We start from the raw sequence: 22,931 nt of genomic DNA, 5'->3' as shown, positions 1-22,931 counted from the left end.
ATATATTAGAAGAAAAAACCGTGAAGCTAAACTCAATTACTATTAAAAATTTCAGAGCATTAGATGATATTACGCTAGAAATAGAAAATGATTTAACACTAATAGTAGGAAAAAATAACACAGGAAAAACATCTGTATTTGAAGCATTAAATTTCTTCCTTGTCCAAGAAAAAAAAGATTTAAAATTTGAAAATTTTTCTCAAAACTCCTATAGCATTTTTAAACATTGTTTATCACTCTATGATGAATGGAGAGAAATTGATGAAAATGATGAAATAGAAAAGGAAATAAAGGAAAAAGAAATAAAAAAATTAATGCCAAAAATCCAATTAACTTTAAATATTGGATATAATGAGAATGAATCTTTGATTAATCTAAGTGATTTTATAACTGATTTAGATAGTAATATTACAAGTACTCTAATAACTCTTAGTTTTGAATCAAAAGAGACTTTTAAACTTTTTGAATCATTTAAAAATAGAATTGATAAAAATTTAAATATAATATTATGGCTTAAAGATAATGTTAAATTACATTATCATTTAAAATGTTATGCAGGTGAATTAGATGATCCTTTAGATGATATTTATAGAAACACTATTAAAAAGATTCTTAAAATTGAATCAATAAAAGCATCTAGAAAATTAGATGATGTAGGTGATGATAGAAATAAAACCTTAGAAGTTGGATTTTCCGATTATTATAAAGAAAGTAATAAAGAAAATGATGCAAATGTTAAAAAATTAGAAAATAGCCTTGATAAAATTTCAAAAGAATTAGAAACCGATTACAAAGCTATATTGAATGATATTTTAAAAGAACTAAAAAGCTTTGGATTAGATCCAAAAATTAATATCCCAGACATTGAATTAAAATCTGTATTTGAATCAGAAAAAATTTTAGAAAAAAATATTAAATATTTTTATAAGAATGGAGAAATTGATCTTCCTGAAAACTTCAATGGGTTAGGGTACAGCAATCTTATCTATCTAGTTTTAAAGATTATCAGCTTTGTTGAAAAATTCAAAAAAGCGAAAAAAGAAGAGAGAACTGAGTTTTTGTTAATACTTATCGAAGAACCAGAGGCACATCTTCATCCACAAATGCAACAAGTGTTTATTAAAGAGATAAATAAATTATTAGTAAAACATAAAATTTCTGTACAAGTAATTATAAGTTCACATTCCCCTCATATTATTGCAGAGGCAGGTATTGATTTAGATAAAGGATTTGATAGAATTCGATACTTCAATAAAATTAAAAATAAGATAATAATTAATGATTTTAATAAATTTAGGCATAAAGATGATTATAAAGAAACTTTTAGATTTCTTAAACAATATATGAATCTACATAAATGTGATATTTTTTTTGCTGACAAAGTGATAATGGTTGAAGGAATCACTGAAAAAATGTTGTTACCATTAATGATAAATAAAGTTGCAGATAGTCTCCAAAATGAATATATATCAGTTTTAGAAGTTGGTGGCGCTTACACTCAAAAGTTTAAAGAAATATTACATTTTATAAAAATAAAAACGTTAATAATAACAGATATTGATTCTGTGAGTTCTATAAATGGTGAGGAATGTATAACTAGTGAAGAAAATGCTATCACTTCAAATTCTACTTTAATAGATTGGATTCCTAAAAAAAACACAATAAAAGATCTTTGCGAATGTACTTCAGAAGAAAAGTTTGATGGAGAATATATTATGGTAACATATCAAATTAAAGAAAATGATGAACATGATTATTTAGCAAGGAGCTTAGAAGAAGCGATTATTAATAAAAATTTAGATTTTTTTAGATCAAACATAACCCAAGAAAATGGAAGTATAAAAAAAATAAAATCTTTTTTCACATTAATGAATTCTCATTCTTCTGAGAATTTATTAGTTAAAACACCTTGGGAACTAAGACCTAAAAGTTCATCTACTAAAACAAACTTTTCTTTTGATTTAATGACTTTTAATGAAAAGGAAATAAAAAAAAATTGGGAAGTTCCTTTATATATAAAAGAAGGTTTAGAATGGCTGGCTGGAATGTGTATGATAAAACAAAATTTAGAATAATTATGAATGCATTTGAACAAATTGTAAATCATCTTGAAAATAAAAAAAGTTTTGTATTAGAAGCTGGTGCTGGTGCTGGTAAAACATATACTTTAGTACAAACCTTAAAGTATATAATCGATAATTATTCAGAAGAGTTAGAAAACAATCTTCAAAAAATAATTTGTATTACTTACACTAATATTGCAAAAAATGAGATTATAAGAAGAATAGAAAACAATTCTATTGTTAGAGTTCTTACAATTCACGAGTTTTTATGGGAATCCATTAAAACTTTTCAAAAACAGTTAAAAATTGAAGTTTGTATTCTTAATGAAATTAGATATGCTGAAGACGTAAATAGAGAAAAAGATAGTAAATATTATCCTAATTTAAATGAACGCATACAAAATATAAAATCAATAAACTATGATGATTCAGCATTTAGAGATTTTGAAAAAGGCCTATTACATCATAACGATATAATTGAACTTGCGTCAAAAATGTTTGAAAATTATACAACGTTAACAACTATAGTAGCTCAAAAATACCCTTTTATATTTATAGATGAATATCAAGACACCGCAAAGGAAGTAATTACATCTTTAATAGATTGTCTTTTAGAAAGAAATTATTCAAACCTACTATTAGGTTTTTATGGTGATTCTCATCAAAAAATTTATGATGTAGGAATAGGAAATTTGGAAAGCTATTATCTGTTTGACTACAATAAAAAATTAGAGTTAGTGAAAAAAGAAGAAAATTATCGCTCATCCAGAAATATCATTAACCTTCTAAATAATTTCAGAAAAAATATTCAACAAATTCCTCAAAAAAATTTAGATGGGAATGTTAAATTCATATATTGTAATTACTTACCTCCAAGAAAAACAAAAGTAAACAAAAATGGAAAAACTATTTTTGATGAAAATGTTACCGATTATGAAAGTAGAATTGAACCATTAAAAAATGAAAATTATGATAATGTCATAAAAAATCTAAACAGTAAAGATTGGAATTTTAAAGGAAATAATCATGACAAAATCTTAGTTTTGGCCAATAGCAGAGTTGCTAAAAGGGCTAACTTCTGGAGATTATTTAGAATATTTGATATTAGATATGGTAGAAGTCAAAGAACAAAAGACCAATTATTAGATAGAAATAATCCATTAGTAAGATATTTTACAGGATATATTGACAAAAAAAGCTCACAAGAAAGAAACACAGGAATTGAACATTTAATTCATTTTTGGGAAAGAAAAAATTATAATGAGGTTATTCGGTTTTTAAAGAAAAGTGGAAATATTTATGATGATAATTTCACACATCAAACAAAAGTGAAAATAAATAAAATTTTAAATATTTTGGTTGAGAAAAGACAAACTAAAAGTATACGTGAAGTTTTCGAATTTATTCTACAAAAAAACATTTTGAGAATTCCTGAAGCAATAATTAAATTCAGAGATAGAATCAATATTGATATTAATACAATTGAAGATATAAAGCAAAAAGAAAGAATAGAAAGTGATAAACTTCTTTATGAAAGCTTTATGGATTTACCCTACCAAGAAATTATCAATTTTTTCAATCACACTCAAAACAACACTGTATTTTCTACTAAACACGGGACAAAAGGCGATGAATTTAGGAATGTTTTAACAATTATTGATGATACAGAATGGAAGTCAGAATATAATTTTGAGAAATTTTTTGATAATACTGATGAGACGATAAATAGAAAAGTAAGAACAAGAAATCTATTTTACGTGGAATGTTCTAGAGCAAAAGAAAATCTTATAGTTCTAGCATTATCAGAAATGAATGATTTAGCACTCCAAAATATTAAATCTTGGTTTGGAGAAGAAAATGTTTTGTCTATAGATAATTTTTTACATCAATGACCATCCAAGACTTAAAAACCAACCACCTCATCCTCTTCGAAGCCATCTCCGGCAGCCGCGCTTTCGGGCTGGCTACAGAAAATTCGGATACGGATATCCGTGGGGTTTATTATCTGCCGAAAGAAGATTTTTTCGGGCTGAATTATATCCCCCAGATGTCTAATGAAACGAATGACATCACTTATTATGAGATTGGACGATTTGTAGAACTACTGCAGAAAAACAACCCCAATATTCTGGAGATGCTTGCAAGTCCGGAAGAATGTATCCTGCACAAAGATCCGCTGATGGATTTGCTCCGTACGGAAGACTTTTTATCTAAATTATGTAAAGATACCTTTGCAGGATACGCTGTATCGCAGATCAAAAAAGCAAAAGGACTCAATAAAAAGATTCTTAATCCCATTGAAAAGGAAAGAAAATCTGTTCTGGATTTCTGCCACATTCTTGAAAATCAGGGATCGGTTCCTTTGAAGAAATGGCTCTCCGACAACGGAAAAGTTCAGGAAAAATGCGGACTGATCAGCATCGGGAATACAAAAGGAATGCACGCCCTGTTTTATGATGAGTCCGGAACTTTAGGCTATAAAGGAATGATTCAGCATGAAGAAGCCAATCAGGTGTCTCTGTCTTCCGTTCCTAAGGATGAAAAACCCATAGCTTATCTTTCATGCAATCTGGACGCCTACTCCACCTATTGCAAAGACTATAAGGAATACTGGAAATGGGTGTCTGAACGTAATGAAGACCGCTACAACGTCAATCAGCAGCACGGCCAGAATTATGACAGCAAGAATATGATGCACACCATCCGCCTTTTGCAGTCGTGTGAGCATATTTTTAAGACAAATTCTTTACAGATCCGCGTAGACAACAGAGAGGAATTGCTTGATATCAAAGCCGGAAACTGGTCTTATGAAAAAGTAATGCAAAAAGCTGAAGATCTTATAGACTCGATAGAACACGAGCATTCCGTTTCTCTCCTTCCCGACAGTCTGGATGTAAAAAAGACGGAAAAAATTTTAATAGCAATACGCGAAAAATTATACTGCCAGTGATCAATCTTAATATTCTTAATAAGAAGTTGTTTAAAGGTTTATTTTCCTCAACAGTGAAGTACAAAAAGTATTTCGTCTACATGTATTCAATTGATATTTAAAATTTCAAACCTTCCTAATAAAGTCTTGAAACTATACAGCCAGATATTTATGGCATTCCTTATAGTTGGAAAAACGCAAATGGGCGCAAAGTCTGAACTAAAATGAGGATATTTTAAGGCGCAAGAAAATCAGAGATTTTCAGCAAGTCCATTGGCTTTTATTGAGCGGTCTACCATTTTATCGCAGATAAAATCCTAGCGCCTTACAACATAATCTTTTCAAATTTCTTTGCGATCCTTCGCGTTTTTCCAACAAAAAAATTCAAACAGATTTACCTCAATTTCACCTTAATGGTTAAAAAAAATTAGGAATATTAAGATTATTTTTTCTTTGAAGCTTTGGCTACAGAATTGTAATTCAGGCATATTTTTATCCAGTACTCAAAATCAGCCTGATTTTGAAAACCCACAGGTTCCACATAGCAATATCCATTGAGTTGCTTTCCTTTCATGATCATGGGAAGAAAACCTGTTCTTTCTGAAACTTCTTCTTCCAAATCAGGGTCATAACGGCACATGAGTTGATCATGGCTTATATTAATGCACATTTTATCATTGACCAAAAATGCTAATCCACTGAACATTTTCTTTTCCTTAATCTCAAGATCAGGAATTTCTGAAAGCCGTTCACGAACTTTGTCCGCCAGTTCAATACTGTATGCCATGAGAAATAATTTTATCATTTAAATTTAGGCAAAAAACGCGTTAAACAAAGCAGATTTTTTGATTTTCAAATTCCATTTGAGATTCACTAAATATTTTTTTACTTAATATAATTATTGTTTTACGATAATTAATTATAAATTTGCAATAGTTAAATGATTATTGCCATGAACCAGACCAAAATTATTGCGAAGATTCTGTACTACATTTGTATTGTACTCTCGGCGGGGTATCTGATCACTTTTGTCTATTCAATTGTATGCCTGCTCACCGGTTATGCCATCACTCCGTATAAGGATAATATGTTTCTGCATATCAACTATCCTTTTACAGAGCAGCCGTTTCTGAATATTGAACGTAACTGCTCTTATATCATCTTTTCATTCTTACTGGTTTTAATTACCTACGGGATTTTTTTCTGGCTTTCAGCCAAGGTTTTCAAAGTATTTTTTCAGTCAAAACTGTTTGTAAAAGAAAATATACTTCAGCTTAAGCGATTTTACCTGTATAATATTTTCATTCCACTTCCTATAGTTATCATAGCAAGTTTCTTTGTGGAAGTAGAAAGTATGATCTGGGGATTGGTGTTTATCCACTTCATGCTTGGAATTTTCTGTCTGTTTCTTGCGAATATCTTCAAGCAAGGACTACATTTGCAAAACGAACAAGACCTATTTATATAATGCCAATCATAGTCAACTTAGATGTCATGCTAGCCAAGCGAAAAATGCAGAGTAAAGAACTGGCAGAAAAATTAGGAATCACCCCTGTTAATCTATCCATTCTTAAAACCGGCAAAGCAAAGGGGGTCCGTTTCGATACCCTGGAAGCCATCTGCAAAATTCTGGAATGTCAGCCCGGGGATATTTTAGAATTTAGAGAATAATGTTTCGTGTTTGAGAGTCGGAGAGTTTGAGAATGAATTTTGGTTGTCAGTTGCTTGTTGCTACTTGTTAGTCATTTAGCTAATGAATTATCGTCCTGCATCTAAAATCTTGTCTCTTGGTTCTTGATTCTTGTCTCTCAAATTTGTCATTCCCTCAGCCTGAAATCTGACGTCTGATATCTGAAATCTGAAATCTAATATCTACACAAGCAACCACAACGGTCTGCCTTACCCTTCTATTATCCAAACCTTATAATATGAATACTTTATCTATCAACAATTTAAGCCTCATTTACAAGAATGGCTTTCAAGCGGTTAAAGACATCTCGCTCGACATCGGGAACGGCATGTTCGGGTTATTAGGTCCGAATGGTGCCGGAAAATCCTCTTTAATGAAAACCATTGTGGGACTGCAAAAACCTACTTCCGGAAATATTATCTTCAACGGAAAGGATGTCTCAAAAGACCCCGATTACATCAAGCAAAACCTCGGTTTTCTTCCGCAGGATTTTGGAGTCTATCCGAAAGTTTCTGCCTATGACCTTCTGGAACATATTGCTGTGTTAAAAGGGATCATAGACCGTACAGAACGCAAAGAACAGATCCTCAGCCTACTGGAAAAAGTTAATCTTTCGGATTTCAGGAAGAAAGAAGTCCATACTTTTTCGGGTGGGATGAAACAGCGTTTTGGTGTTGCTCAGGCCCTCCTGGGAAATCCGAAAATCATCATCGTAGACGAACCTACGGCAGGCCTTGATCCTGAAGAACGTAACCGCTTCAACTCCCTTTTGAATGACATCAGCCAGGAGGTTATCGTCATTCTTTCGACCCATCTGGTGGAAGATGTCAGGAATCTGTGCTCAGAAATGGCGGTGATGAATAACGGACAGATTTTAAGACAGGGAAAACCCGCAGAATTGATTTCTGAACTGGAAGACAGGATCTGGTCCAAACCCATCGACAAAAACGAACTGGACCATTACCTTTCCAGCCATGAGATCATCAGCCGACAACTGATCGAAAGAGAACTTCATATTACCGTATTTTCAGAAGACCAGCCGAAAGATTTCAACGCAGTCAGTCCGCTTCTGGAGCACGTTTACTTCCGTACACTCACTCAAAAACCTTAGCCATGAACGCCCTATTTTTATTTGAAGCCAGACGCATCACCAAGCACTGGCCAGCCTATCTTATCGCCTTACTCTTAGCAGGCATTGGTATTTTCTGCGGCAGCCAGTTCAATCTTACGGCTGGAGACGGAATCTATCTCAATTCACCGTACACCATTGGTTTTATGACCGGAATGATGAGTCTTTCCATCATATTTATGGCTGTTATTTATGCGGTACAGCTACTTTTTAAGGACCAGGATTCAAAATTTGATCTTGTACTCTTTTCCTTTCCTTTTTCTAAATGGACGTATCTCAGCGGAAGATTCAGCACCTATTTCCTGCAGACTTTCTTCAGCTTTTCCTTTTTAATGACTGGCTTCCTCATTGGTCAGGTCACCCGGACCGGAAGTGAAATGCAGGAGGTGTTCAATTTGGGGTATTATCTGTATCCGATGGTGATTTTTGGTCTCATCAACACTTTTTTTGTCTGCAGTTTTATCTTTCTGATCTCATTAATAGCCAAGAAGAAACTGCTCGCTGTTGTTGCCGGACTTTTACTCTATGTCCTCTATATGGTGGTTCTGGTATTTTCCAATTCGCCGTTTATGGCTGGCGGTTTACCTCAATCCATAGAAACGCAGCAAGTTTCTGCCTTCCTGGATCCGTTCGGATTATCATCCTATTTTTTTGAAGCCAGAACACTTTCTGTAGATCAGAAAAACGCTTCATTAGTACCATTTTCGGGATATTTAATCATCAACAGGGTCATTTTTTCAGTGGCGTCTTTGTTATTTCTTTGGCTCACTTACCGGCTGTTTTCTTTTTCTTCTGTTTCAAAACAAAAAGTAAAAAAAGTAAATTCAAGTTCAGAAATTAAAAGCAAATCATCATTTTCTTACACTATATCCAAGGTGAATTTCGGTCAAAAAAATGCTTTTAAGTCCATCCTTTCTTATGCTAAAATTGACTTACTCTATCTCTTCAAAAGCATTACTATTCCTGCCGTTTCCATCCTGTTGCTTTTCTTCGTCGGAATGGAAATGTACGCTGAGATCGAGAAAGGAATCCGTCTTCCCCAGAAATATGCAGGTTCAGGTCTTATGGCAACCACTATTTCAGAAAATTTTCCATTGTTTGGACTTCTTCTTGTGGCTTATTTCATTAATGATCTGTATTGGAGAAGCCGTTCATCCGGATTTTCGCTGATCGAAGACAGTACTTTTTTCTCAAAAATCAGACTCTCGGGGCATTTCATTTCTGTCAGTGTTTTGCTGTTCTTTTTTACCGGAATTTTAATCGTTCAGGGGATTGTCTTTCAGGCCATGTATCAATATCTTCATATTGATTGGAATGCTTATCTGGGCGTTTTTCTTTTCAATACATTTCCGTTGATTCTTTTCTCAGGACTCATCCTTCTGATCAATCATGTGATCAGAAATAAATTGATTGCTCTGGGCATTTCCGTTCTTGCGGTATTTCTATTGGCCGGACCTGCATCCGGAAAGATCGTTCCTTATCCTTTATTCAGAATATTTTCAGATTTTAAAGGGAGTTACAGTGATTTTAATGGTTATGGTATTTATATGTATGCCTTTGCGGAAAGGCTTTTATTCGGAGCCGGAATCATTTCATTTTTATGGATGATAGATCAAGCGATCAGATCGAAAAAATTGAATCTGATCACCCTAATTCCCGGCCTGGTTTTGCTTATTTCGGGTATTTTTGCAGGAACACTTTTTATGAAAGGTTATATTCCTAAAAATGAAGAAAAAGACTTAGCAACAGCCGTTCAGTACGAAAAGGATTTTAAGAAGTATGAAAATAAGCCTCAACCGGAAATCACTGATGTAACCACCGAGATTACATTACACCCATCTGAAAATGCATACCGGATTACAGGAAAATATGTCCTTGCCAATTTTACCGATCAGCCTATTGATAAGGTGTTGATTAATTTCAACCCTGATCTTATTACAGAATCCGCTGTTTTTCAGACAGGTTCCGAGACTGTGAAAATTAATAAAAACATTTCTGAGGTTCATTTAAAACAAGCCATCAAACCCGGAGGAATTGCCCACCTTGATTTCAAACTTTCCTACAAATGGTATGCGGTTAACGGACATCAGTCTTTCAATGCGGTGATAGAAAACGGTTCTTTTATGCGGATCAGCAGATATTATCCTGTGATCGGGTATCAGAAAGATGAAGAAATCCAGGATGAGCAGTTGCGGAAGAAAAACAACCTGGGAAAACTCGCAGAGCTGAAAAAACCGGAAGCTCCGGAGGTCTTTAAAAAGGATTTTATCAATTTAAAGATGACGGTTTCTACAGAAGGTGATCAGACTGCCATTGGCACCGGAGATCTGGTTAAAAAATGGAAAAAATCGGGGCGAAACTATTTTCAGTACAAAGCGGAAAGTATTCCGTTCCGGTTTGCGGTTTCTTCGGCAGACTATCAGGTGAAAAGTGTTTTGTATAAAGGCATTACCATCAATATCTTCTATCATAAAAAGCATTTCGGAAACGCAGATCATCTTCTTGAAAATGCAAAAATTACGTTGGATTACTGTGAACAGAATTTTGGAAAATATCCTTTTAAAACGGTCAATTTTGCTGAAATCTCCTCTTTCACCAGAGGTTTTGCAGCAACAGCGTATCCGTCGGCGATATTTATGCCTGAGGATATGATTTTCCATGCCAATATCCACGCTGATAAAGAACAGGACGTGATCAATGAACTGGCAGGCCACGAACTTTCTCATCTTTGGTGGGGAAACAGCCAGATCAATCCGGATGACAGAGAAGGAGCGGTAATGCTCACCGAGACGCTTGCGATGTATACGGAAATGATGCTTTATAAAAAGATGCACGGCAAAGAAAAAATGGAGGAAAGGATCAAAATGCATCAGCAGATTTATGACAACGAAAAAGGTCTGTCTGAAAATATTCCGATCTACAGAACGACAGGTGATTCACCTCATATCGCCTATTCCAAAGGTGCTGTAGCCATGGTGAAATTAAGTGAACTGATCGGGGAAGAAAAAGTAAATGAAGCATTGAAAAATTTCCTTCAAAACAATCACTATCCTAAAAAACCTTCTTCTCTCGATTTACTTAATGAATTTTATAAAGTCTCTCCGGATGCAAACACAAGAAATCTGATAGACAGGCTTTTCAAAACATTATAAAACAGTTAATCTTCATCAATTCATCCACAAAGATCTGCTTTATCTGTGTGATTTGCGGGAAAATAATGAGCCTACGCAGATTACACAGATCAAGCAGATTTCCTTTTCTATTACTAATTAAACTGCAGCTCATGCAGTTTTTTTGAATTTATACAAAAATATTTTCAGCGAAATGTAACAAAATAAAAACACTTACTACAAATTAATTGATATATCAATAATTGATTAGTCATTTTAAATTCAATACAGAAAACATGGAAAAATTAAATTCAATCATATTCTACCATATCGATAAAGCGATCAGGTCTTACAGAAATTATGCACAGCGTCAGCTTAAGGCTAATGGCTTCACGATCACGATTGATCAGTGGCTGATCATCAAAGCAGTTCTGGAAAATCCAGGAATTACACAGAACGAAATCGGGGATCTGGTTTTTAAGGACAATGCATCGGTGACAAGGATTATTGACCTGATGGTGAAATCAGCATATGTGATCCGGACTACCCATGCGGAAGACCGCAGAAAAACCAATCTTGAAGTCACCGAATCGGGGATAAAGATCATCAAAGACGTTCAGAAACTGGTAGAAGGCAACCGGAAAACCGCCCTGCAGAATGTTTCAAAAGAAGAGCTGGAGATCATGAATAATGCGCTCCTTAAAATATCAGAAAACTGTAAAAAAAATTAAAAAACAAACACAATGGCCAGATTATTTTTACTCCTATTAGCATGGACGCTGACTTTGTTCAGCAGTCTGCTTTCGGCACAAAGCGTGCAAAATTTTTCATTGTCGGGAACGATCAGTGGTGAGAAAACCGAGCAGTTGGAAATCAATCTGTTTGACTCCGGAAATGCATTAGTCAAAACAGAAATTGCAGAACAGAATGGAAAATTCAGTTTCAGTGATCTAAAAACAGGAAACTACAGGTTAAAGATCAACAGAAACGGTAGTGAAGTCTATCAGTCTGACACGATTCAAATCGCGGAAAACAAGTCGCTTTCTCCTATTGATCTCAACATCAAATCTATTGAAGGAGTGACTATTACCAAGACGAAACCTTACATCGAAAGACAGGATGGAAAAATGATCCTCAATGTTGAAAACAGTATTGCCAGCACGGGAAATTCTGCTTTTGAGGTCCTGGAAAAAGCCCCTGGCGTGAATGTTGACAGCAATGACAACATCAGCCTTCGGGGAAAAGGAAATCTTCTGGTACAAATCGACGGAAAAAACACTCCCATGACGGGATCTGACCTGGCAGCTTATCTGCGTGGAATTCCTTCTTCAACCGTTGATAAAATAGAGTTCATTACCAATCCGTCTTCCAAATATGACGCAGCAGGAACTTCGATTATTAATATCAAGCTCAAGAAAGATCAGCGAAAAGGAACGAACGGAAGCGTTTCCACTGCTCTGGGAACTGGAAAATTCATTAAAAACAACAACAGTTTCAGCATCAACCACCGGAATAAAAAGGTGAACGTTTTTGGGAATTACAGCTTTGCGTACAGAGAATTTTATAATCATTTGGTTTTAGACAGAAATTTCTACACCAATGGGACATTCGAGAAAGCTTATCTGCAGGACAATTTTCTGAAATTCAACTTCAGAAATCATATTGCAAAAGCAGGAATGGATTATTATATGAATGATAAAAATGTTTTGGGCTTTTCCGTTGGTTTTATAAGCAATAGATTTGATCCGAAAGGTGACAATTCAAGTCTGATCCTGGGAAATGACCGTCAACCTGACGGCAGCTTTACCACGCAGAACCGCTCTCGTGACCACTGGAAAAACATTTCATTCAACCTGAATCATAAATACACCATTGATTCACTAGGTTCGGAAATCACGACTGATTTTGACTTTATTAATTACTCGAATACCTCACTCCAGAATTTTGAAACGAGAAATTACGAAGCATCCGGAAACCTTAACAATCTTGATATTCTGCAAGGTGATATCGGAGGAAATCTAAATATTTATTCTTTAAAATCTGATGTAACAAAAAATCTGAAAAACAAATGGAAACTGGAAGCCGGAATCAAAACCAGCTTTGTGAAAGCGGACAATGACCTGAAATTCTTTAATGCAAACTCAGGCGTTCCGGAACTGGATCTTAATAAAACCAACCATTTTATTTATGAGGAAAACATCAATGCGGTGTATGGAAATGCTTCTAAAAAGTGGGATAAATTCAGTGCTACATTTGGTTTAAGAGTTGAAAATACAAACGTAACAGGAACGCAGCTTACCACCAATCAGGTGAACAAAAAGAATTATACCCAACTCTTTCCAAGCGCGGTTTTCTCTTATGATATAACTGATAAAAACAATCTGGAAATCAATTTCAGCAGAAGGATTACACGTCCGAGCTATAATCAGTTAAATCCATTCAAATTCTATCTGGATCCTACGACTTACAAGGCCGGAAACCCGGAGCTGAATCCGCAGACCACGATGAATTATGAGCTGACATACAGCTTAAACAGTAAATATTTTGCCACTTTAAGTTATAGCAAAACAGATAATAACATTACGGATGTCATCAAACCTGTATTTGAAAACGGAGAAAATATTACCGTTCAGACCAATGAAAATTTAAGCTCGGCTTCCTATTTCGGACTGTATCTGATCGCTCCCGTGAAAGTGACGAAGTGGTGGGATATGAACAACAGCGCGAATTTCTACTACGGATCTTATACCGGAAATGTTTCAGGAACGCAGATCAATAACAAAGGGAATTTCACTTTCAATTTAAACAGTATCAATTCATTTAAACTGGGGAATGGTTTCACCGCTGAACTGACCGGAAACTACCGTGCGAGAGAAGTCTATGCCTATATGGATGTACAGCCGAACTGGTATCTCAATATCGGAGCTCAGAAGAAATTCAAAAACAACAGTGTTCTGAAATTGTCATTCAATGATATCTTTTTTACGAGCAATCCGAAAGCACAGACCACCTTTAATAACTATGTAGAAAACTTCGTGGTAAAAAGAGATTCCCGTGTCGCAACGATCTCTTATACGTACAATTTCGGTTCATCTAAAAACGGCCAACCGAGAAAAACAGGCGGTGCTGATGATCTGAAGCAGAGAATCGGAGCGTAATGGAATGATAAAAAACGGAGCTATTAAAAACACCTTTTCTCCGTCTTAATAGTTTACAACGACGCAAAGGATAATTCACAAACACGGTGTTTATAAGGTGTAAGGATTTTATCTCCGGTAAAAATGTATACCGCTGTCATTGCGAGGAGCACAGCAACGAAGCAATCTGATCGTCACCTTGCTGAAGATTTTCGGTTTTCCTGCGACTTAAAAATGTAATTATTTTTAAAATCTTTGCGCCTTTGCGGTTACCAACAATAACCAAATCTTTATCACTTTAAACCAAAAAAAATCCCTCAAATTGAGGGATTTCATTTATATCTGAGATTTAAATCTTAAGCTTCAGTTGAAGGATCCTGATTGTCTCTTGGAGCCTGTTCAGGTCTTCTTTCACCTTCAGGTCTGTCCTGTCTTTCTGGTCTTCTGTCACCTTGAGGTCTTCTATCTCCCTGTGGTCTGTCCTGACCTTCTGGTCTTGGCTTAGACTCAGGTCTTTCTGGTCTTGGCAATAAAACTTTTCTTGAAAGTTTCATTTTCTTACGGTCATCATAACCCATGAACTTCACCTCTACTTCGTCACCTTCATTGTAAGGTACTTTATCAAGACGAGCCCATTCGATTTCAGAGATGTGAAGAAGTCCTTCAGTACCTTTCGCAATAGCTACGAACGCACCGAAATCCATTACTTTCACTACTCTACCGTTGTACACTTCTCCTATTACAGGAACGAAAGTGATCTCGTTGATCTTAGCAACAGCAGCATTGATTTTCTCTCTGTCTGTACCAGCGATCTCGATACGTCCGATTTCTCCTACTTCTTCAATAGCAATAACCGTATCCGTATCTTTCTGCATTTGCTGAATGATTTTTCCACCAGGCCCGATTACAGCACCAATGAAGTCTTTAGAGATCTCCATTACTACCATTTTAGGAGCGTGAGGCTTCACATCAGCTCTTGGCTCAGCAATTGTTTCTGTGATTTTGTTCAGGATGTGTAATCTTCCGTCTCTAGCCTGCATCAAAGCTTTTTCCATGATATCCATAGAAAGTCCCTGAATTTTGATATCCATCTGACAAGCAGTGATACCGTCTGCAGTACCTGTTACTTTAAAGTCCATATCTCCAAGGTGATCTTCATCTCCTAAGATATCAGAAAGTACCGTGAATTTACCTGATTTTGTATCTGTGATCAGACCCATTGCAATACCAGAAACCGGTTTTGTAATTTTTACACCTGCATCCATTAACGCTAATGTTCCTGCACAAACTGTAGCCATTGAAGACGAACCGTTTGATTCAAGGATATCAGAAACAATTCTGATCGTGTATGGGTTTTCTGCAGGAATAACTGCCTGTAGTGCTCTTTGAGCTAAGTTTCCGTGTCCTACTTCTCTTCTTGAAGTTCCTCTTAAAGGTCTTGCTTCACCTGTTGAGAATGGAGGGAAGTTATAGTGTAGGAAGAATTTCTCGTCGTGTTGAGAGATCACGCTGTCTACCATGTTCGCATCTTTTACAGAACCTAGTGTTACAGCAGTCAGAGACTGAGTTTCACCTCTTGTAAATACTGCAGAACCGTGAGCTCCAGGAAGGTAATCAATTTCTGACCAGATAGGACGGATCGTTTGAGGATCACGACCATCAAGACGGATATTGTCTTCAAGGATCATCTGACGCATTGCTTCTTTTTCTACATCATGATAATATACTTTTACGAAAGGAGTTACTCTTTCCAATTCTTCTGCATTATCAACATATTGAGCTAAAAATTCTTCACGAACCGCTTTGAATTTTTCTCCTCTCTCATCTTTTCCGGATGGAGTTCTCGCTACTTCATATACTTTATCGTAAGTTTCTTTCCAAACTTTCTCACGAATCGCTTCGTCGTGATTTTCGTGGCTGTATTCTCTTTTAGGTAAAGATTTTCCAACTTTTTCAGCCAGTCTCTCCTGAGCTTCGATTTGTTTTTTGATTTCAGCATGACCGAAGATGATCGCTTCAAGCATTTCCTGCTCAGAAATCTCCTTCATCTCTCCTTCTACCATTACGATGGAGTCTTTAGTAGCTCCCACCATGATATCCAGTTCTGAAACCTTAAGATCTTCATAACTTGGGTTAACGGTAAGTTTTCCGTCAAATCTCGCTACTCTTACTTCAGACATTGGCCCGTTGAAAGGAATATCTGTAATCGCGATCGCAGCAGAAGCCGCTAAACCAGCTAAATCATCAGGAATAGATTTTCCGTCGTAAGAAATAAGAGAGATCATTACCTGAACTTCAGCGTGGAAATCTTCAGGGAAAAGCGGACGTAGCACTCTGTCTACCAAACGCATTGTTAAAATTTCCTGATCTGAAGGTCTTGCTTCTCTACGGAAGAAGTTTCCAGGAATTCTTCCACCTGCATAGAATTTTTCTCTATAATCTACTGTTAATGGTAAAAAATCTACACCAGGATTTGCTTCTTTGTTGGCTACAACCGTTGCTAAAAGCATAGTTCCACCCATTTTTACTACCACAGATCCATCAGCCTGCTTGGCTAATTTCCCCGTTTCAATAGTGATTTCTCTGCCGTCTGCAAGAGTAATCGTTTCTGTAAACGCTTGAGGTACACTCATAAATTTGTCGTCTTAATACTCCGTATTGAGTATGAATTAATATTTAAACTCTTTAAATTTTCGTCTGCAAAGGTAATGTATAATAATGAAATATTAAATTTTCGGTCTCAGAAATAGCATGCCCGATGATAAGATTTTATCCGTTTATTTCACCAAAGCGGTACGAATTACGAACAGAATCTTCAAGTTATTCATCACATTCCCGTTAAAAAAAGATTTTTTCCTGAGAAAATTGCTCAAAGAATCGAGTCATTTTCGTATTATTGTCTCAAAAAGTGTAAATAATATTTTTCATTTCATTAAAGATGAGTTATTTACGTAAAAAACACCTGAAAAGTTGCAGAAAAACGGGCCTCTGCCTTATATTTGCCATGCTTCTCACAATATATATGCAGCAGACGAAACAACTGAAAGAGCTAATAATTCTTTTCAAATAAATACATGTTTATGATCAATAAAGAAGTGAAAACACAGAGCAGAAATTATACGATCCCGCTAATCACGATCACCCTGCTCTTTTTTATGTGGGGATTCATCACCTGTATGAATGATATTCTGATCCCCTATCTGAAACAGCTTTTCAAACTCACCTTTTTCGAATCGATGCTGGTACAGTTCTGTTTTTTCGGAGCGTATTTTATCGGTTCCCTGATTTATTTCCTGATCTCTATTTCAAAGGGAGATCCTATTAATAAAGCAGGTTACAAAAAAGGAATTATGTTCGGTATTTTTCTCGCGGCCTTTGGCTGTGTTTTATTTTATCCGGCAGCTACTTTTTCCTATTATCCTCTATTTCTGGGGGCTTTATTTATTCTCGGACTGGGTTTTACAGTGCTGCAGATCACAGCCAATGCCTACGTTTCATTACTCGGCAGCGAAGAATCTGCTTCCAGCCGTCTGAATATGACCCAGGCTTTCAATGCCTTCGGAACCACGATCGCACCGGTATTGGGAGGTCACCTGATCTTTGAATTTTTCTCCGCTCCGGACGGTTCGTTCAGTGCTGTGGCCACAAGAATTCCTTATCTGATTTTCGCCGGTATCCTTTTATTGGTTGCCTTATTAATTTCAAGGGTAAAACTGCCTTCTTTCCAGACACAGGAAGAGGAAATTGTAAAAGGTTGGGGAGCTCTTGAGTTCAGCCACCTGAAATTCGGTGTTTTTGCAATGTTCTGCTATGTAGGTGGAGAAGTGGCGGTGGGAAGCTTTATTATCAGCTTTCTGGAGCAGCCTCAGATCATGGGTTTCAATGAGATCATCAGTAAAAATTATCTTTCTCTGTATTGGGGAGGGGCGATGATCGGGCGTTTTCTTGGCGCTATTTCTTTAAATCAGTCATTAAGCCAAAGCAAAAAGGCTATTTATATGTTGGGTGCAGCAGCTGCTGTTTTCCTGGTTATTTTCAGTATTGTAGATTTAAGTTTTGCACAGATAAGCTTTTTCATTGTATTTATTGTACTTAATTTTATCGCTTTCTTTATTGGTAAAGCAGCTCCGGCAAGGACTTTGTCTATTTTCGCTGCGATCAATGTGGTACTTCTTATCTCTGCAATGGTTAATCACGGTGAACTGGCGATGTACAGCATTTTAGGAATCGGAATCTTTAACTCCATTATGTTCTCCAATATCTATACACTGGCGATTTCCGGTTTGGGTAAATATACCAGTCAGGGATCTTCTCTTGTGGTTATGGCTATTTTGGGAGGGGCTATTGTTCCTATTTTCCAGGGCTATCTTGCTGATAAGTTCGGGGTGCAGCATTCGTTTATCATTCCGGTATTCTGTTACCTTGTGATTCTGATATTCGGCGCTTATTGTACAAAATATTTAGGCCATGTGGAAACTACTGAATCCAAATCCGGACATTAATATCAGGTACTTAACCTATTTTAAAAATCAATACACGGTTTAATTATATAAAGTGAGATGTTTTATAACGTCTCATTTTTATTTTAAATCAAATTAAACCGTAACTTTTACATTCAATAAGACATTTATCAGATCATCAATACTATATAATTATGAAGATTCAGTTACAGCTTGAGTACGTCGCCTTTTTGATATTGGGAATCTTCGCATTCAGCCGTACAGAATTGTCGTGGTGGTGGTTTGCAGGCCTGTTCTTAGCTCCTGATATTTCTATGCTTGGATATGTTGTCAATAATAAAGTCGGAGCATTTTTCTACAATCTATTTCATCATCTTGGGTTGGCTATTGTTATCTATGTAGTGGGAACCGCTTTAAGTCTTCCCTATGTACAGATGATCGGAGCTATTATATTCTCACACTCGGCATTCGACAGAATCCTGGGATATGGACTGAAATATCCGGACAGTTTTCAGAATACTCATCTGGGAAAGATTGGAAATGATAAAAAATAGTGGAGCAGATATAAAGTCTATTTTACCGTACAAAGGCATTAACCACGGATTGCACGGATTTACACAGATGATTATGTTGATTCTGATGAAGGCAATGAATATCATTCACGCAGATTATAGAGATGATGCAGATTCCTACTTTTGTTAATCTACTCTATCCGTATCATCTGCTGAGTCTCCGAAAGATTGGAAAAGAGAAAAAGTAATGGCACAAAAAAAGCAACCTCTTTCGAAGTTGCTTTTATTTGAAAATCTTTGTAGATTATTTTCTTAAACCTAGTTCAGCAATAATTGCTCTATATCTTGCGATATCTTTGTTTTTAAGGTAATCTAGTAAACTTTTTCTCTTACCTACCAATTTCACTAGAGATCTCTCTGTGTTGAAATCGTGACGGTTAGCCTTTAGGTGTTGAGATAAGTGATTGATTCTGAAAGTGAAAAGAGCGATTTGTCCTTCAGCACTTCCTGTGTCTGTTGCAGATTTTCCATGTTTTGAGAAAATTTCCTGCTTTTTTTCTGTTGTTAAGTACATTCCAATATTGTTTAATGATTATTATGTAACGGGTGCAAAATTACAACTATTTTTTAATTCAGCAAAACATTATTGATTCCATGTATCAAAATTGATAGAAAAAAATGTTAAAAATTTCTTAATAAATTGTATGTCATCCAACGAAAAGGCAGTAATTTTGCATACGAATTACAAATGAGAAAAATTATATTCTTTACAGCAGTCAGCACTTTTTTACTGGTCGGCATTATTTCAGTGAAAGCACAGAAAAATTCGGACAACAAAGTAAAAAAAATCCTATACTTCAATCCCGAGGTAGAGCCTGATATTGAGGAAATTAAAGAACCCACCAACCATGCTTTCTTCAGTGCTGTTTCCGATAATTTCAGCGGCAGAAGAAATAAAATGCTCAGAGCCGAGGTTCAGATTCCTTTCGACAGCATAGAAAAACAAACCATCACGGATTATTGCGTCAATAATGATGCGGATTTTGCCATTGTTCCCAAAGTAAGATATTTCAAAGTAGGTATCGGAAAATATGTGTTTTCCAATCAGGTCGTGGTCAGTATGAAGCTTTTTGATGCCGAAGGAAATCTGGTCACTGAATCAGATTACGACACCTATCGCAAAAATATGCGTCTCCTGGGTTCCACTGAAAACTCTATCAAAATAGGGACAGACGGAGCGATCAAAGGTATTTTGAAAAAACTTAGAAAGCTTAAGCCTACAGCCGGAACAGAGCTTTAAAAGTGAATGGTCAATTATTGGTGGATAATTAAGATTCATAGTTGACAATTCACTATTCACAGTATTTCGATGTTCTTCGACCGTCAATGGTCAATTTTGCTGCGCAAGTCAATGGTCAATTGATGACGGATGATAAGATTCACATTTGAAGATTTACCATTCACAATATACCAGTCAATAGTCAATTATTGACGGGTAGTAAAATTCACAATTGACAATTCACCATTCACAATCTACCTCCGTTTATAAGCACATTCCCGCAGTCATCTTTTCACGTAAAAATTAAAAAAACCTCCAAACACACTGATTACTAGTTAAATATTTTCATCATATGGTGAATAATATAATATTTTTTACTATTTTAGTTTTACAAATTAAAACTTATACAATATGAAAAATTTAAAGAAGCTCAACAGAGAGCAACAGAAACAAATTAATGGAGGTGCTATTAACAGATGCAACAATACCAACAGACCTTGTTCTATAGGGTGGTGCTGTAACGGAGTATGCTCACCGTATGCATGTATTGATCCGGAGCTTTAAGGATCACATCATTTATCTTACTATTTAAATTAATGGATATGAATCACTTAAAGAAGCTCAACAGAGAACAGCAAAGCCAAATCAACGGCGGAGCGATCAACAGATGTAATGCAACCAGACCCTGTGCCATTGGATGGTGTTGTGACGGAGTTTGTAGACCGTTTGCCTGTATTGAATTTTAAGCGTCTTATCTTTTTATTAAATTAAAATTATTTAATATGAAAAATCTAAAGAAACTCAACAGAAAGCAGCAAAGTCAGGTCAATGGCGGAGCTTTTCAAAAATGTAGTGTAACAAGACCGTGCTTCATCGGTTTTTGCTGCCAGGGTGTTTGTATGGAATACGATTGTATTGAATAAATACAGTCTTTTTATTAATAATTAAAACTATTGATATGAACAATCTCAAAAAACTCACCAGAAAAGAACAACAGAATATCAACGGTGGCGGAATGATCAAAAAATGTCAGACCCATACCCAATGTGGATTCGGAGAATGCTGTGAAGGAGGTATGTGCCTGCCTTCTCCTTACCCGATGTGCGGACCTATTCTAGAATAATATAGGTATTTATACATTAAAATTTAATTTTTGAACATCCGCTCCGGCGGGTGTTTTTCTGTTTTAAAAGCGGATCCAATCTATTTTAAACTTTAATTAATCCTTAATTTTGCGGCTTTACTTCATAGTCTTAAATTTTTGAATTATTTTTGCATATCCTAAAAAATCACGTTTTGAATTCCAGAGACGAACTTATCTTTAATCCTGCCGATATCGCCGAAACTCTTAGCAATCTTCATGCTGACGAGAGGCTTCTGGCATTTTTGAAAGTTCCGAAAGAATACAAAGCAGAAGTGTTCTCCCACCTTGATCCTGATTTCCAGGAAGATACCATCAGAAGCATCGGAAGCGAAGAGGTTTCCGAGATCCTGAACGGCATGACTCCGGATGACAGAACTGCTCTTTTTGAGGACTTTCCGGATGAGCTGATCAAGTATTCCATCAATCATCTTAATCCGCAGGAAAGAAGAATTGCCCTGAAGCTTCTGGGTTACAATTCAGATTCTATTGCCCGTCTGATGACGCCTTACTACATCCAGATCCGTAAAGAATGGACCGTAAAGAGATGTCTTCAGCAGATCAAAAAGGTCGGAAAAAGAGTGGAAACCATGAACCACCTGTATGTAGTGGATGAAAGAAACCGCCTGATCGATGATATTGCCTTGGGAAGCCTTTTACTCGCCGAAGAAGACACTTTGATATCGGACATGACGGATAATCATTTTGTGGCGATCACCACAATGACTTCAAAGGAAGATGCAGTAACGTATTTTGAAAAATATGACAGAACAGCCCTTCCTATCATCACGGAAGCCGGCGTTCTTGTAGGCATTGTAACGATTGATGATATCCTTGACCAGATTGAGCAGCAGAATACAGAAGATATTCAGAAATTCGGGGGTCTTGAAGCGTTAGATGATCCTTATACACAGACTTCTCTGGTAGAGATGATCAAAAAAAGAGGAACCTGGCTGATTATCCTTTTCTTCTCAGAAATGCTTACTGCTTCTGCGATGGGCTATTTTGAGGATGAAATTCAGAAAGCTGTCGTTCTTGCGCTGTTTGTCCCACTAATTATTTCCAGTGGAGGAAATTCCGGATCTCAGGCTGCAACGCTTATTATCCGTGCGATGGCTCTTCAGGAGATCGGTCTTAAAGACTGGTGGTATGTGATGAAAAAGGAGATTTTTACCGGACTTGCTCTTGGAAGCATTCTTGGTGTTATAGGCTTTTTAAGAATTATGGTATGGCACGAAGCCGGTTTCTTCAATTACGGAATGTATTGGCCTTATGTAGGCTTAAGTGTAGGCGTTTCTCTTGTGATGATCGTTCTTTGGGGAACACTTTCAGGTTCTATGGTTCCTTTTATTCTGAAAAGATTAAACCTTGACCCTGCTACTTCTTCTGCTCCGTTTGTAGCCACTCTGGTAGACGTTACCGGACTTATTATTTATTTTTCCGTAGCCGGACTTTTCCTGACAGGAAAACTTTTGTAATTT

General features: G+C 36.1%; 21 protein-coding genes. 18 read left to right on the top strand and 3 right to left on the bottom strand.

Translation table 11 applies throughout. The features are described 5' to 3' along the window. Window positions 1–20 precede the first annotated feature (20 nt). Genes BM143_RS08940 through BM143_RS08930 form a run of 3 tightly spaced genes read left to right on the top strand, consistent with a single transcriptional unit; the run spans window position 21 to window position 5,013 of the window. Complete coding sequence (locus BM143_RS08940) at window positions 21–2,075, top strand: AAA family ATPase (protein WP_167375265.1); 2,055 nt, start codon at window positions 21–23, stop codon at window positions 2,073–2,075. Next, window positions 2,033–3,955 (top strand): UvrD-helicase domain-containing protein, encoded by a 1,923-nt coding sequence (locus BM143_RS08935; RefSeq protein WP_090024169.1) that lies wholly within the window; start codon window positions 2,033–2,035, stop codon window positions 3,953–3,955. The genes BM143_RS08940 and BM143_RS08935 overlap by 43 nt, the downstream gene beginning before the upstream one ends. Then, window positions 3,952–5,013 carry a nucleotidyltransferase domain-containing protein gene (locus BM143_RS08930; protein ID WP_090024168.1) on the top strand — a complete coding sequence of 354 codons (1,062 nt, stop codon included), beginning with the start codon at window positions 3,952–3,954 and terminating at the stop codon, window positions 5,011–5,013. Before BM143_RS08935 ends, BM143_RS08930 begins: the two co-directional genes overlap by 4 nt. A 421-nt stretch (window positions 5,014–5,434) precedes the next feature. Here BM143_RS08930 and BM143_RS08925 read toward each other — a convergent pair whose 3' ends face one another. Beyond that, on the bottom strand, window positions 5,435–5,779 hold the full coding sequence (locus BM143_RS08925) for a TfoX/Sxy family protein (RefSeq protein WP_090024167.1): 345 nt from the start codon (window positions 5,777–5,779) through the stop codon (window positions 5,435–5,437). 165 nt (window positions 5,780–5,944) lie between these two features. On the opposite strand from BM143_RS08925, the gene BM143_RS08920 reads away from it, so the two are divergent. From BM143_RS08920 to BM143_RS08895, 6 genes are all read left to right on the top strand, one after another. Then, window positions 5,945–6,460, top strand: a complete 516-nt coding sequence (locus tag BM143_RS08920; protein WP_090024451.1) for a DUF2975 domain-containing protein — start codon at window positions 5,945–5,947, stop codon at window positions 6,458–6,460. Beyond that, entirely contained in the window at window positions 6,460–6,663 is a 204-nt protein-coding gene (locus tag BM143_RS08915; protein ID WP_034726695.1) for a helix-turn-helix domain-containing protein, read from the top strand. The genes BM143_RS08920 and BM143_RS08915 overlap by 1 nt, the downstream gene beginning before the upstream one ends. Before the next feature lie 257 nt (window positions 6,664–6,920). Beyond that, complete coding sequence (locus tag BM143_RS08910) at window positions 6,921–7,793, top strand: ABC transporter ATP-binding protein (RefSeq protein ID WP_090024166.1); 873 nt, start codon at window positions 6,921–6,923, stop codon at window positions 7,791–7,793. Between the two features lie 2 nt (window positions 7,794–7,795). Further along, window positions 7,796–10,963, top strand: a complete 3,168-nt coding sequence (locus BM143_RS08905) for an ABC transporter permease/M1 family aminopeptidase (RefSeq protein WP_090024165.1) — start codon at window positions 7,796–7,798, stop codon at window positions 10,961–10,963. A gap of 254 nt (window positions 10,964–11,217) precedes the next feature. After that, entirely contained in the window at window positions 11,218–11,652 is a 435-nt protein-coding gene (locus BM143_RS08900) for a MarR family winged helix-turn-helix transcriptional regulator (protein ID WP_090024164.1), read from the top strand. A 12-nt stretch (window positions 11,653–11,664) separates the two neighbouring features. After that, a complete protein-coding gene (locus BM143_RS08895; protein WP_090024163.1) occupies window positions 11,665–14,079 on the top strand; it encodes a TonB-dependent receptor in 2,415 nt (804 codons plus the stop codon). A gap of 335 nt (window positions 14,080–14,414) precedes the next feature. On the opposite strand, the gene BM143_RS08890 is transcribed toward BM143_RS08895, so the two are convergent. After that, window positions 14,415–16,691: a polyribonucleotide nucleotidyltransferase gene (locus tag BM143_RS08890; protein ID WP_090024162.1), complete on the bottom strand. Its 2,277-nt coding sequence runs from the start codon at window positions 16,689–16,691 to the stop codon at window positions 14,415–14,417. Between the two features lie 447 nt (window positions 16,692–17,138). Between BM143_RS08890 and BM143_RS08880 the strand changes: the two genes are divergently transcribed. The 3 genes from BM143_RS08880 (at window position 17,139) to BM143_RS23980 (ending at window position 19,220) form a co-directional block, all read left to right on the top strand. Next, window positions 17,139–18,560 (top strand): sugar MFS transporter, encoded by a 1,422-nt coding sequence (locus BM143_RS08880; protein WP_090024160.1) that lies wholly within the window; start codon window positions 17,139–17,141, stop codon window positions 18,558–18,560. 152 nt (window positions 18,561–18,712) lie between these two features. After that, window positions 18,713–19,072: a DUF4260 domain-containing protein gene (locus tag BM143_RS08875; protein ID WP_090024159.1), complete on the top strand. Its 360-nt coding sequence runs from the start codon at window positions 18,713–18,715 to the stop codon at window positions 19,070–19,072. After that, a complete protein-coding gene (locus BM143_RS23980) occupies window positions 19,059–19,220 on the top strand; it encodes a hypothetical protein (RefSeq protein WP_167375256.1) in 162 nt (53 codons plus the stop codon). The genes BM143_RS08875 and BM143_RS23980 overlap by 14 nt, the downstream gene beginning before the upstream one ends. Window positions 19,221–19,334: 114 nt before the next feature. On the opposite strand, the gene rpsO is transcribed toward BM143_RS23980, so the two are convergent. Then, a complete protein-coding gene (gene rpsO, locus BM143_RS08870; RefSeq protein ID WP_034726714.1) occupies window positions 19,335–19,604 on the bottom strand; it encodes a 30S ribosomal protein S15 in 270 nt (89 codons plus the stop codon). 174 nt (window positions 19,605–19,778) lie between these two features. On the opposite strand from rpsO, the gene BM143_RS08865 reads away from it, so the two are divergent. The 6 genes from BM143_RS08865 to mgtE all read left to right on the top strand — a co-directional run bounded on the left by BM143_RS08865 (window position 19,779) and on the right by mgtE (window position 22,928). Next, window positions 19,779–20,330 (top strand): pyruvate decarboxylase, encoded by a 552-nt coding sequence (locus tag BM143_RS08865; RefSeq protein WP_090024158.1) that lies wholly within the window; start codon window positions 19,779–19,781, stop codon window positions 20,328–20,330. Window positions 20,331–20,720: 390 nt separating this feature from the next. Further along, window positions 20,721–20,873 carry a bacteriocin-like protein gene (locus BM143_RS23975; RefSeq protein WP_156122694.1) on the top strand — a complete coding sequence of 51 codons (153 nt, stop codon included), beginning with the start codon at window positions 20,721–20,723 and terminating at the stop codon, window positions 20,871–20,873. A gap of 38 nt (window positions 20,874–20,911) precedes the next feature. Next, window positions 20,912–21,055, top strand: coding sequence for a hypothetical protein (locus BM143_RS23970; RefSeq protein WP_167375263.1), 144 nt, complete (start codon window positions 20,912–20,914; stop codon window positions 21,053–21,055). A 36-nt stretch (window positions 21,056–21,091) separates the two neighbouring features. After that, window positions 21,092–21,232, top strand: a complete 141-nt coding sequence (locus tag BM143_RS23965) for a bacteriocin-like protein (protein ID WP_167375262.1) — start codon at window positions 21,092–21,094, stop codon at window positions 21,230–21,232. Between the two features lie 35 nt (window positions 21,233–21,267). Then, on the top strand, window positions 21,268–21,432 hold the full coding sequence (locus BM143_RS23960) for a bacteriocin-like protein (protein WP_156122696.1): 165 nt from the start codon (window positions 21,268–21,270) through the stop codon (window positions 21,430–21,432). 173 nt (window positions 21,433–21,605) lie between these two features. Continuing rightward, window positions 21,606–22,928, top strand: coding sequence for a magnesium transporter (gene mgtE, locus BM143_RS08860; RefSeq protein WP_034726718.1), 1,323 nt, complete (start codon window positions 21,606–21,608; stop codon window positions 22,926–22,928). The last annotated feature ends 3 nt before the right edge of the window (window positions 22,929–22,931 follow it).

The organism is Chryseobacterium oleae (genome assembly GCF_900115055.1).
In the GTDB taxonomy this organism is placed as follows: domain Bacteria; phylum Bacteroidota; class Bacteroidia; order Flavobacteriales; family Weeksellaceae; genus Chryseobacterium; species Chryseobacterium oleae.
This window is presented reverse-complemented; position numbering and strand designations above follow the sequence as displayed.